Source organism: Candidatus Saccharibacteria bacterium oral taxon 488, from assembly GCA_005697215.1.
In the GTDB taxonomy this organism is placed as follows: domain Bacteria; phylum Patescibacteriota; class Saccharimonadia; order Saccharimonadales; family Saccharimonadaceae; genus Nanosynbacter.
The window spans coordinates 856,141-868,522 of the sequence record CP040003.1 but is presented as its reverse complement, the minus strand read 5'-3'; the positions used below and the strand labels follow the sequence as shown (position 1 = coordinate 868,522).

At 49.2% G+C, this 12,382-nt stretch carries 12 protein-coding genes and 1 tRNA gene; 9 read left to right on the top strand and 4 right to left on the bottom strand.

All coding sequences use genetic code 11. The features are described 5' to 3' along the window. Nucleotides 1-6 precede the first annotated feature (6 nt). From FBF24_04615 to FBF24_04595, 5 genes are all read left to right on the top strand, one after another. Nucleotides 7-768: an NAD-dependent epimerase/dehydratase family protein gene (locus tag FBF24_04615; protein ID QCT41139.1), complete on the top strand. Its 762-nt coding sequence runs from the start codon at nucleotides 7-9 to the stop codon at nucleotides 766-768. Between the two features lie 18 nt (nucleotides 769-786). Next, on the top strand, nucleotides 787-1,620 hold the full coding sequence (locus FBF24_04610; protein ID QCT41138.1) for a sugar phosphate isomerase/epimerase: 834 nt from the start codon (nucleotides 787-789) through the stop codon (nucleotides 1,618-1,620). Between the two features lie 15 nt (nucleotides 1,621-1,635). Beyond that, on the top strand, nucleotides 1,636-2,454 hold the full coding sequence (locus FBF24_04605; protein ID QCT41137.1) for a sugar phosphate isomerase/epimerase: 819 nt from the start codon (nucleotides 1,636-1,638) through the stop codon (nucleotides 2,452-2,454). A 50-nt stretch (nucleotides 2,455-2,504) separates the two neighbouring features. Continuing rightward, nucleotides 2,505-3,473, top strand: a complete 969-nt coding sequence (locus FBF24_04600; GenBank protein ID QCT41136.1) for a hypothetical protein — start codon at nucleotides 2,505-2,507, stop codon at nucleotides 3,471-3,473. Nucleotides 3,474-3,551: 78 nt separating this feature from the next. Next, nucleotides 3,552-4,595, top strand: a complete 1,044-nt coding sequence (locus FBF24_04595; protein QCT41135.1) for a mannose-1-phosphate guanyltransferase — start codon at nucleotides 3,552-3,554, stop codon at nucleotides 4,593-4,595. Between the two features lie 76 nt (nucleotides 4,596-4,671). Here FBF24_04595 and FBF24_04590 read toward each other — a convergent pair whose 3' ends face one another. The 4 genes from FBF24_04590 to FBF24_04575 are packed head-to-tail and all read right to left on the bottom strand — an operon-like array spanning nucleotide 4,672 to nucleotide 9,811. After that, a complete protein-coding gene (locus tag FBF24_04590) occupies nucleotides 4,672-5,778 on the bottom strand; it encodes a glycosyltransferase family 4 protein (protein ID QCT41134.1) in 1,107 nt (368 codons plus the stop codon). Then, nucleotides 5,762-6,907, bottom strand: a complete 1,146-nt coding sequence (locus FBF24_04585; protein QCT41133.1) for a glycosyltransferase family 4 protein — start codon at nucleotides 6,905-6,907, stop codon at nucleotides 5,762-5,764. The genes FBF24_04590 and FBF24_04585 overlap by 17 nt, the downstream gene beginning before the upstream one ends. Further along, nucleotides 6,907-8,331 carry a sugar transferase gene (locus tag FBF24_04580; protein QCT41132.1) on the bottom strand — a complete coding sequence of 475 codons (1,425 nt, stop codon included), beginning with the start codon at nucleotides 8,329-8,331 and terminating at the stop codon, nucleotides 6,907-6,909. Before FBF24_04580 ends, FBF24_04585 begins: the two co-directional genes overlap by 1 nt. Continuing rightward, nucleotides 8,315-9,811 (bottom strand): hypothetical protein, encoded by a 1,497-nt coding sequence (locus tag FBF24_04575; protein QCT41131.1) that lies wholly within the window; start codon nucleotides 9,809-9,811, stop codon nucleotides 8,315-8,317. The genes FBF24_04580 and FBF24_04575 overlap by 17 nt, the downstream gene beginning before the upstream one ends. 45 nt (nucleotides 9,812-9,856) lie before the next feature. On the opposite strand from FBF24_04575, the gene FBF24_04570 reads away from it, so the two are divergent. The 4 genes from FBF24_04570 (at nucleotide 9,857) to FBF24_04555 (ending at nucleotide 12,313) form a co-directional block, all read left to right on the top strand. Continuing rightward, the gene (locus tag FBF24_04570) at nucleotides 9,857-10,189 is read left to right on the top strand and encodes a hypothetical protein (GenBank protein ID QCT41130.1); all 333 of its coding nucleotides are present in this window, start codon (nucleotides 9,857-9,859) and stop codon (nucleotides 10,187-10,189) included. A 41-nt stretch (nucleotides 10,190-10,230) separates the two neighbouring features. Continuing rightward, nucleotides 10,231-10,305 (top strand) — tRNA-Asn (locus FBF24_04565). 198 nt (nucleotides 10,306-10,503) lie between these two features. Then, a complete protein-coding gene (locus FBF24_04560; protein QCT41129.1) occupies nucleotides 10,504-11,616 on the top strand; it encodes a TIGR02391 family protein in 1,113 nt (370 codons plus the stop codon). Beyond that, on the top strand, nucleotides 11,609-12,313 hold the full coding sequence (locus tag FBF24_04555) for a hypothetical protein (GenBank protein QCT41128.1): 705 nt from the start codon (nucleotides 11,609-11,611) through the stop codon (nucleotides 12,311-12,313). The genes FBF24_04560 and FBF24_04555 overlap by 8 nt, the downstream gene beginning before the upstream one ends. Nucleotides 12,314-12,382: the final 69 nt, after the last annotated feature.

The window sequence follows — 12,382 nt, the reverse complement described above, 5'->3', positions numbered from 1 at the left end:
TATATTATGAGAACCGCATTAATTGGGTACACCGGGTTTGTTGGTGGAAACATAAAGGGTCAACATGAGTTTGACGACTATTATAACAGCAAAAATATAGCTGACATTGAAGGTCAAGAGTACGACCTGGTGGTGAGCGCTGCAAACCGTGCTGAGATGTGGCGGATCAATCAGGAGCCAGAGGTTGACCGTGCGGAGATTGAAGGGTTTATCTCACATATCAAAAAGGCAAAGATCAAGAAGCTCATCCTGATTTCAACAGTCGGTGTTTATAAAAACCCAAATGGCGCTAACGAAGATACGCCCATTGAAACCGAAGGGCTTTTGCCATACGGAGTTAATAGATATTATCTTGAGCAATTCTGTCGTGAGAACTTTGACACAACAATTGTTCGCCTGCCGGGGCTATTTGGCGACGGGCTGAAGAAGAATGTTATTTATGATCTGATGAACAATAACATGGTTGAAAAAATTCATGCTGATGGCATGTATCAGTACTATAATCTCGCCAATATTTGGCGCGATATCACCATTGCTTTAGAGAATAATCTGCCACTGGTTAATTTTGCGACGCCACCAGTCAGCACGCGGGAAGTCGCCAAGGTTGCCTTTGGTATAGAGTTTACCAACACACCAGAAGGAGTAACACCGGCCTACTGGGATATGCACAGTAAATATGCTGAGGTGTATGGCGGTGAAGGTGACTATCTATACACAAAGGAGCAAGAGCTGGCAGGCATCAAGGAGTTTGTTGCAAAAAATAAGTAATCATGGTATAATGCGAGCATGAGTTCAAAGGAGTCAATGAAGCTTGCTATCTCGAATATTGCTTTTGGTGAAGATCAACAAGAAGCGCTGAAGCGTGTGTCGCAGTGTGGTGTTGAGGGGCTTGTAATTGCGCCGACAATGATTTGGCCGGAGGCGCCAAGTGTTGGACTGAAGGAAGCAGATGAATATCGCAAAAGACTTGCAGAACGTGGTATGGTAGTTGTTGGATTGCAGTCTTTGGTGTTCGGGGTTGATGGGGCGGCGCTTTTTGGCGAAGAGTCGGGGCGCCAACGTTTAGCTGATCACTTAAAGAAACAGGCCGAGCTTGCCGGGAGGCTTGGTGCGGTGTCAATGGTGTTTGGTTCTCCTGGTTTGCGTAAAGTAGGAGACCTTAGTGCTGAACAGGCTATGAGTGAGGCAGCTGAGCTATTCAGCTTGGTTGCCGTTGAGGCTAATAACAACAATACGCGGCTAATGATCGAGCCTCTATCGGGTTATGGTAATGAGTTTGTGCGTACAGCACCAGAGGGTATGGAGTTGGTTGATCGTGTTGACAATCCAGGGTTTGGAATTCATCTTGATTCGGCGGCGATGGCTGGCGCTCAGGACGATCCAGTGCATTTAGTTCGTGCGGTTCGCTATTATGGTATGCGCAGTTTTGATATAAGTGCTCCAGGACTGGCGCGTCCTTCACTTGCGCCGGAAATTCCTCATAAAGACTATGCTGCTGCCCTTAGAGAGGTAGGTTATGGCGGTTGGTTGTCAATTGAGATGAGAGGTCCTCTGGGTTTGGATGATATTGGTCAAGAAATTGATTATGCTAAAGGTCAGTATGGTCTTCGCGATAAGTAGTGATATAATGACTACATGAAACTAGCTATATCGAACATCGCATGGACAAATGAAGAAGAAGCGGACGTCGCCGCAAAGCTGCGGGAGCTTGGCGTACGCTACGTCGAGATCGCGCCGACGAAGCGCTGGGATGATCCGACCAAGGCGACTCCCGAGCAAATTAACGAGTATGTCGAGTGGTGGAGGGGGTATGGCATTGAGATCGCGGCCTTTCAGTCGATGTTGTTCGCGCGCCCCGATCTGAAGATGTTTGAATCAAGCGAACTTCGCGACGAAATGCGGCAATATTTGGCTGACTTTTTGCGATTGGCTGGAGACATGGGTGCTGGTCGATTGGTGTTTGGTTCGCCAAAGAATCGACAGCGCGGTGCGGTGTCGGTAGAAGAGGCGGACAGCATCGCAAGCCGTTTCTTCGCCGAGCTCGGTGACATTGCCAAGCAGCATAACACCATGCTCTGTATCGAACCGAATGCACTTCAATATAATTGTGACTACGTAACAACGGCGGATGAAGGCGCGCGGCTGGTTCGTACGATTAACTCGGAGGGGATCGGTCTGCATCTTGATACGGCGTGTATGGCGTTAGCTGGCGATGATATTGGCGAATCGATACGAAATAATGGCGATATCTTGAAGCATTTTCATGTTAGCGCTCCGATGCTTGATCGAGTTTATGATCGCGACGACGTTGACTATCGCGCCGCAGCTGGTGCGCTAAAACACATTGGCTATAAGGGCGTTGTATCAATCGAAATGCGTCCGGGCGAACAGGGTGAGAACGTGAAGCGTGTAGTAGACGCGATATCGTTTGTACAAAGCGTTTTTGAAGTGTAAGAGGACTGATCTGTTATTGACAAATTAAACTTATATGTTAAAATGAATACATGAAGCGAGTAGAGAGCCCTCCTATAGATGGAGCACCGGTTGTTATGGTGACGGGAACAAAGTATAAGCGTAACGATCTCCGTTACGACCTCGCGCGCACGACCGTAAAGAGATGTGTCAAAGACCATGAGCTGCCATGCGTTGTGGTTGATGCGTCGCCTGATCCGCTTATTGCAAAGGACCTCGGTCAGCTCGGGGCTGCCGTAGTATGTGTTAAACCAGAAGAAGGAGGAATTCCCAAGCAGCGACAGATTGGTGCGAGGTGTGTACTAGATCAAGGTGGAAATAAAATTATCACCTCCGAGCCAGAGAAAACGGGTATGCCAGATTTTGCAGAAGAGATTAGTAGGATGCTGGATGAGTTTTCAGTCGTCGTTATTGGGCGGACAGAGCGTTCAAAAGAATCAATGCCGCCATTCCAGCGGCGTACCGAGGAATTGATCGGCTGGTTATTCGAGTATATACTAGGAATGCCGGCGGATGCGCTCGCTGGTCCACGGGGCTATAATCGTCAAGGGATGCAGCACCTATTAGATTATCCTTCAGATGCACCGGGAATGAACAACTGGTTATATATGTACTATACTGTTCTGGCGGCAATGGCTAATGGAGAGCGTGTCGGTGGAACTGAGGTCGACCTGATGTATCCAGAATCGCAGGTTAAGCAGGAAACAGATAATCTTGATTTTGACAGAAAGCGCGACGAACAAGCTAGAATGCAGGCCCACGTATTACTAGGAAAGAAGTCTGAGGCTCCTCAGGACTATGAAGCCGAGATACAGCGCATCAAATTGCTGAGTGAGCTTGATGCCGAGAAGGCTGTTCTGCGCGAAATGATACTAAAAGAGCTTACATTAATGCCAAAAGATCCAACGATTGAGCGGATACAGCAGTTCTTTGGTAGGGTAGAAGCTATAGCGATGTTATTTGGCTACGAGGGCGGTGTTGACGCTGACAGGTCCCGCTAGTGGCTCATTGTGATATGGATACAGAATCCTCTAAAGAATAGGTGGCGTTTGTGTGCCTAACTCGGTATACTATATAGTATGATAGCTGTAATTATTGCCGGTGGTTCAGGTACGCGTCTCTGGCCACTCTCAACCTCCACTCAACCAAAACAACTTTTGGCGTTAACTAGTGAGCGCACCATGGTCCAACAAGCCTATGACCGGGCCAGAAAGCTGGGTGATACAATTTATGTGGTGACCGAGGCTAGTCATGCTAGGGCGCTGCGGGCGCAGCTACCCGAGCTGCCGGACGAGGCCTTTCTGATCGAGCCGGGACGGCGGGGGACAGCGCACTGTATCGTATTGGCCCTGGATTATATCAATCGCCACCATGACCGGACTGAGCCGATTGCCTTTATTCACTCTGATCATAATGTGCGTGACACCCAGGGGTTTGCCCACTCGTTCGATACAGCAGCGCGCATTTCTCGTGAGCGTGGTTGTATTACGCTTATCGGCATTGAGCCGACCTTCCCGTCGACTGGCTTTGGTTATATTCAGCGCGATGGGGTGATTGATGCTCAAGCGGGCGTCTATAATGTCGAGTCGTTCAAGGAAAAACCTGATTACGAGACAGCGAAGCGGTATGTTGAGTCGGGAAATTATTTGTGGAACTGCGGCTATTTTGTTGGCTCGGTTGAGGTGTTTAGGAATGAAATGCAGCGGAGTGCTCCAGATCTGTGGTCAAATTACCAGACGTTAGCGTCAATTGCTGACTTTGGTAGCGAGGCTTACAATCACGCATACCTGGCGCTAGATAATCAAGTCATCGACATCGCCCTGATCGAAAAAGCTCATCAGCTGGCTATGGTATCGGCCAGCTTTGACTGGATGGATATCGGTAATTTCAAGGATCTACACGACGCGGTTACCAAGGATGAGGCGGGTAATTACGCATATGGTGACAACATTCATACCATTGATGTCGCTAATACCTATATTCGCAACGAGCAGCCGGACAAGCCGGTGGCGGTGATCGGCCTTGATAATGTAGTGGTGGTTAACACACCAGACGGTGTGCTGGTGGCACGGCGGGATGTGGCCGCCAAGTGTGGTGACATCGCAAAGCAGTTGCAAAGATAGCCCAGCAGCCGAGCCACGACCTAACGACTATGATTACAAATGTAAGTATCTAGTGTGGATAAGCCAGGATCATCCGCTATGAGTTGGATTCTTTGCGGCCATACTGCTCATACACCGCCAGCGTCTGCTCGGCCATTCGCTGCCACGAGAAGGTTTTGACGTGCTGCTTACCCTTCTTGATGAGCTCACGGCGTCGTTTCTCGTCCGTCAGAAGCTCGTCAATTGCCCGCGCCATGTCCTCGACGCTATACGGATCAAAGTAGTGAGCCGCCTCGCCATGCGTTTCCGGCAGGCAAGTGGCGGTGCTTGAAGCGACCGGCGCGCCGTGCAGCATGGCTTCGAGACCCGGCAGGCCAAAACCTTCGCTCAGCGATGGGAAGCAATACACAGCCGTATGCTCGCACATCCAGCGCAGTTGCTCGTCCGACACAAAACCAGTGAAAACGACATTTGTAATACCGCGTTCAGTAACATACGCCTCATGGCGAGCGTAGTTACCGTCCTTTTTGCCAGCCAACGCCAGCGTCAGCTCGGGGTGCTTTTGTTGCAATAATTTAAATGCATCAATCAGCCGCCGCAAATTTTTATGCGGTGTCGGTCGGCCAACATACATGATGAACTTTTTTCCAACCAGCTCTTTGACTGGATCATTGCCCTTTGGTAGCTCGTCGGCTGACTCAAGCGTCACGGTAATCTTGTCTGGACTGACTCCGGTAAAATCCACCAAGTCGCGCTTGACAAACTCAGAAATAGTAATGACATGAGCTGACTTTCGGGCAACTTTTTTGTTGACCCATTTATAAATTTGCTGCTTTATCCAGAAGACCATCGGGTTCTTGTCGGGGTTGTTGAACCGAACGGTGGTCAGGTCTTGCATGGTGGTGACGACCGGGCTGGCCCGGTACCACACGGGCTGCTGAACCATTGCAAAATGCACGAGATCTGGGCGCAGCTCCTCCAGCTGTTTCTTAAAACCTCGTTGCTCGGCAAATGAAAATTCAGCAAATGGACAGGCGACTTTCTGAAAGCGCGGGTTATCGGCCTGCCAGCTATCCATGTCCTTTGGCTTGAGTAAGATAATATAGTCATTCCTGTTATCAATTTTTTGTAGATAATGAATCAGCCGTTCGACGTAACGGCCGGTGCTCGTCCGTAGCGTACGAGCATCAATGGCGATGCGCATGAGTGTTCCTCCATTCGTTGGTTACAAGTTTCTTTATAGCGAGTGTAAAAGCATGTTCAGCAAATGGTTTGGCGGAGGTGGCGATGGTTCGCGGCGAGATCTGTTGACCAGGCAGTGTCTGTAGCGTTGCCACCAAGCTCTCAACGGTTTGTTCAGCGAAAAACCAGCCGTTCTTACCAGGGTTGATATAATCCAGTGCGCCACCGGCCTGGTATGCTACCACCGGCAGTCCAGCGGCCAAGGCCTCAACTGGTGCGACACCAAAGTCTTCATGGGCGGTAAATAGGAATAGGTCGGCTTGTTGAATGGCGGTAGCCCGGGCCTCGTCACCGACGTAGCCAAGCAGGCGCGTCGAGTCACCCGCCAGCTTCTCCAGCCGCTCACGATCAGGCCCATCGCCCATAATGTCGAGTGGCCAACCGAGCTGCTGGCAGGCTTGAATTACCAAGTCTAGCCGCTTCATCGGCACCAGTCGCCCCCACACCAGGCAGCGCGGTCGGTCAGGTAGCGTCACGGAGCGCGGCCTGGTTTTTGCGAGCGCCATAAAGCTGGTTGTTTGCACCGGCGGAAAGACGACAATGCTGTCCCGGTCATAGAATTGCTTGATATCGGCTTGAATGGCGGTGGAATTAGCCAAGAAAACATCAACGTGCTGGGCTGCTTGATAATCACGTCGCCGGAGGGGCCGGACCAGCAGCCGCAAGCCCAGTCGCGCCAGCCACCGCGGCCGAAAGCTCGGTCGACGCAAGTATTCCTGATAGTGTCGCCAATAAAAATGCGTCGGCGTATGACAATAACAGATATGTTGTTGATCGGGACGGGTGGTTCGGATAAACTTCGCCTCGCCGTTACCAGAGCTGGAAATGATAATATCAAATTGCCCTAAATCCAGCCGCGCAAACCACCGCTGTCTGAGCACCGGCAGCAGTCGCCTGAGCTGAGCGAATGGCCAATGCTGCAAATAACCAGTTACTACCTTGTTATCAAGTTTTTTCCGCCACTTTCTCGAGCAATACGAGGTATAAATTGGGGCGTCAGGATAGAGCCGGTGTAGCGCCAGGACAACTTGCTCGGCGCCACCGCCATACAACCAGTCATGAACGATCGCGATGGTCGGCTGGGTGCGCATCAAGACTCCTTTTTAAAGATGACCAGGCAGGTCTTGAGGAGGATGGTGATATCCAGCCATAAACTCCAGTTTTGTACATAGTAGAGATCCAGTCGCCGCCGCTCTTCAAAGCCGATACTGCGCCGCCCCGACACAACCGCTAGGCCAGTCAGGCCAGATTTGACCGTCAGCAGCGTGTGCTTTTTTTCATAATTACTCAACTCATGCGGCACCAGCGCCCGCGGCCCAACGAGGCTAATATCGCCCTTGATAACGTTAAATAACTGCGGCAGCTCGTCGAGGCTAAACCGGCGGATGAAACGACCGACTGGTGTGACGCGAAAGTCATGATCGAGCTTGTCGCCGTTCTGCCGATATTCGTCGATCAGCTCTGGCTTGCCGATCATCGTGAATACTTCCTCGTCAGTCTTGCCGTCAAACTTGGCGTAGTGCGAGCGAAACTTATACACCTTGAACGGGCGATTAAACTGAGTCAAGCGTCGCCGCTGCTGCCCATGCATCAGTACGGGGCCGCGCGGGTCGCCGAGCTTAACGGCGATTGCCACTAGCAGCATAATTGGTGAGGTGATAATAATGCCGATGGTCGCACCGATGAGATCCATCAACCGTTTGACCACGCGTCCGTAGCCGGTGGCTAGCGGTGTTGGGTGAATATACGCTAGTGGCACGGAATTGATAATCTCGACCGTATGCCGTGCGGTCATCAGACCGTCGAGGGCTGGCGCTTGATAAAAATCGAGATAGTGCTGCTCCGCCAAGTTATAGTGCGCTTCGCTGCGAGCAGTGTCGGTCTGAATAATGGCGTCAATTTTATCGCGAGTCAAGGCCGATGCCAGTGTCGAGCGCCGCAAACCCTTGAGCCGTGGCGGGATGAGTCCGTCTTTGGATATGATGGCACTGAGATGAAAGCCGGTTGAGGGATGGGCGCTGATAAACTCGGCCAGCGTCCGCGTCGATTCGGCATTGCCGACCAGCGCCACGCGCTTGATGCCGATGTTTTTGCGCAGCAGATGCAGCCGCACGATATTGGCAGCGCTACGCAGAATGAGTAAGATGACAAAGCTGATGATCAGCGCGTAAATCACCACCATCTTGGCCGGAAAGAGCGGCGTGTTGCTAAAGAAGCTGAAGGAAATCATCATCATGATGCCGCAAACCGCCGCCATACCAAGCCGCCAAAATTCACGCAGCGGATGAATATAGTGTTCACGGTCGTATAGCCCAAAAAACGAGAACAAGACAACCCACAGCGGCAGCATCAGCACAATCGACGTGATAAACTCCAGCGCTCCAATTTGCACATGGAAGGGTCGCGTGTCGAGTGATACGCGCATGATGTATGCCGCCGTGAACGCACCAACTAGCGCCAGTACGTCCAGCCCGATCAACACCAATTTGAAGTAAAAATCAGAGTTCTTCTTCATGACCTTTGGGGTGATTATACAAGAAAATACCAATCCATGCAAGGCAATGTACCGAGTTGATCAAGCTGCCAAAAAACCAAAAGTGGATGGCGATGGCCGTCGTTAACAGTAAGGCAAATCGCCCCCACGGTTTTAGTAGCCATCGGCCACTGCGCCATAGCGTGACAGTGAGCAGGGCTAGAAGCGGTAGCACACCGACAACGCCGATATTACTCAGCAGCAAAACGTAGAAAATATACACCGTGTGGTCGGTCGATACCGGTTGATGTAGCTGATGTTGGATAAAGCTGCCGAGATTGCCAAGGCCAGTCCCAAAGAGTATGGTGCGTGGACTTGCTGCCCAGGCTCGGAGCGCCAGTTGAGCGGCGTTGAGTCGGTCATTAGCCGAAGCGGCGACGAAACCCGATGGCTGGAAATTGGCTGGTGGTGTGGGCTGGTTTGGTTGGGTGGCGGGCGGTGACGGTGATGATTGCGGTGCCGTGGTCTCGTTGGTTGGTGGTGCTTGCGGTGAGGGTGTGCTGCCCGGCGTCGGGATGGTATTTTTCTGCGGTAATTTGATGCGGCCGAGCGACAACTGGTCAAGCATGCTCACTGCAGTATTATAGGCAATGTGCGGTGTGTTGTGATAGCGAACCACCGCTGATACCAGCAGTAGAGTGCATCCAATCACGAACCCGGCCGTGATGATGCCGAGTTGACGCCACACGTCACGATGAATAGGCTCCGCGGTGTCAATGGAACGAGCCTCGCTTCTACACCGCTGCCAACAGCGGACGATACCATACACGATGCACGCACCGATTATCGCGATAAACGCACCGCGCGAAAAGGTCAGGCTGATCGCCACACTGCTACTAAAAACGCTCCAGCCTGCCAGTTGCCGCCTTTCTCGCCAGCACAGTCCAACAAACAGGGCTGGCAGTAAGCTACTTGCTAAAAATTGCGGCTCAGCGGCAAATAAATTGATCCTGACAAAGCCAAACACGCCGGCGTGACAACCTGAGCAGAGCGTACCGAACGCCGTTGGCTCAATGTGGGCGATGATGAGCTGCAGCACCGCTAATATACCAAACACAATGCCGCTCCACAGGCCAATTGTCATGAGACGGCGCCGATCACTCGTCGATAATGACCGGTACATCAGGGCAGCGCATACTGCGGTTATCAGCAGCAATAAAAGCGATGCCGTGTATAATGCGGTACGCGCTCGGACATAGGATAATAACAGCCCAACGATACTGGTGATAGCCAGCATGCTAATGCCGAGCCACCACCATCGCCCTTGGAGCCACAGTCGCTGGCGCACCGCTATACCCAGACCGCAGCCAACCACACTGATCACCGCCACTTGATATAGTCCAATGCGGAATGATGGAAAATCAAGCATCGCCAGACTGATGCTCGGCTGTAGTGACAGCGCGCCGCCAAACAACACAACGGCCAGTAGCCACACATACATCGTTGATGATACTCGCTTCACCTCTTTAGTATAGCGCAAATAGTGCGGGCAGGTTATACTAAAGGCATGCAGCCAACAAAAAAGCAAAAAATACTGCTGGATTTTATCGATGGGTTTATTAAGGGCAATGGCTACAGTCCGACGCTACGGGAAATTATGCGGGCGCTGGGGTACAAGTCGGTCTCAACGGTGGCCAAGCATGTCGATAATTTGGTGGCGGCCGGGATGCTAGATAAGCGCGACGGCGAGGTGCGGTCATTGGTGCTGCACCAGGTGGAAAAAGAGGCTTGGTGGCAAAACTTGGTGAAGGAGATTAAGCAGCGGGAAGCGGCGGATGATGAGAAATCGCGCCTGGAGGCAGAAATCTTGAAAAAAGCCCTGGAAATCGTCCGCCGGTAACTTTACAACTGATTGAAAACTCGCTATAATACGACACGTATTCCGGGGTAGCTCAGCGGTAGAGCGGTTGGCTGTTAACCAATAGGCCGCGGGTTCGAACCCCGCCCCCGGAGCCAAGAAAAGACACTTCCCCAGGGAGGTGTTTTTTCTTTGTTGACTAAAATGGCCAAAGGTATTGGTTATTCCAAACAGTTGTCTTAGCAGTCGTATGGAGCTGTAAAGGGATTAAGTAGAATCTCAAAATACTATTTAAAGGGTAATTCAGGCTAATTTATCACTTTTCTGATTGATGTATAATCTAGGTGGAGATATGTATGAAAAATAGCGCACAAATACGGTTATTGAAAGATCAGATTGATAAGATTGATGACCTTGAAAGGGCTGAAAATTATGATAATTATAAATCATGGCACACACAAACTGAGCTTTTATTAAGAGATATATTAGGTGAAAAAGCTGGTGAGGTTCGGGATTTCCATCTGCTCAGTGGTGAACATAGAGCTGTTATCAACCTTAATCCTAATATTAATGCTAAGCGAAGGACTGAAGCTTATTTTATAAATTTAAATAAGTGTCGTAGTCTCTTAATTGGTATTCTAGAATTTTTAAAGAGTAAAAAGGTGAGTAACACTGAGAAGCCGATAAGCACTCAAGCTTTAGAGAATTTGCATAAAAATGTTAAACAAAAGTGTTCTAAACTGTATACAGATGGGTATTATCCAGAAGCTGTCGAAAAAAGTTTTAAGGTTGTTCGCGATAGGCTCCGCGAACTAACTACATACGAAACTGGATCTGAAGCATTTGGTAAAGGTGGGCTGTATATTAAAGGCGCGTCAGCAGAAAATGTTGACAATGATTTCCAGAGTGCCGTCAAATTCTTGACTATGGCTATTGATCGGTTTCGTAATGAAAAGAGCCATACATCAGATGGTAATATAAATGATTCAGTACGTGCCTATGAGTATCTCACGTTGAGCAGCTTAGCAATGCGTCTATTAGATGATAGTGAGGTGCGAGAAAAAATTGAGCAACCAAAAACGAAGCTAGATAGCACCAGTTCCTCAAAAAAGATACAAAAAAACGCTATGGATGAAACTCGAGTAACACTTGATGCAATTCAGATTTTAGCACTGAGGCTCTTTGGAGCCATGACTGACTACAAGGAGCTACTCGTTTTGCGAACTATGGGTGGCAGTTTCATTCGTCCGGTAGGAGAGATTAAAAACGCTAGTCTTATGGACGAATTGAATAAAGTAGATGCGGCCGAATTTGAAGCGAACCTTGACCAAATGGTTTTATGGGGACTGTTAACTCTCGAGTATAGCTCAAGGGGCACGCCACGTTATAAACTTGCAAAACCCGGATATGACATCCTAAAGGAGCATCCTGAGCTCACTTCATGTTCAAGCGGTAAAACTGATGTCTAGAGTTTGTGTTTTTTGCGGTTCTAGTAAAAATATTTCGCGAGAACATATATTTTCCGACTGGCTATCTCAGAAGTTTGCGAAAGGCACTAAAGGTAATAATGAAGTAAGGGGCGATGATTTAAGCAGAAATTGGCAAAGCTCAATTTTTCAAGACAAGATAAAAATTGTTTGCGAAAAATGCAATAACGGATGGATGTCTGATATAGAGACAAGAGCCAGTAAGCTACTCGGTCCGCTTATTTTTGAACATAGACCAGCTAGTTATTCTAGAGATGAACAGGCCATTATTGCATTATGGGTGCAAAAAACCGTACTAATAATTAGTAAGACAATAGGAGGTGCTTTTCAGATACCAAAAGAATTTTATTCACAACTGTATAATTCAAGAATTGTACCACTAGATAATATGATGGTTCATATTGGCTGGCGACTTGAGTTTGGAGGTATGAAACACACCGAACAGCCGATTTCTTCATTTGAAATAAAACAAGTAACGAGAGCTGAAGTCGATAGATTATCAGTAAATAAGATAAAGGATCAGATTAATGATGGAAAAATGATTTGGGCTGCATCATTGGCTATAGGTTATGTGGTGTTTAATATATTTGGGTCTAATCTTGATGGTAATGTTCAAGTTGGTAACAGTGATGATCGCATTTTCGTATGTATACATCCCTACCTAAGTGATTTTGACTAGCCAACTGAATGGCCAATTAACGCTGTAGGGGGATTGATAGGTGTTCGCAAAGGACTTTATGGTGATTAA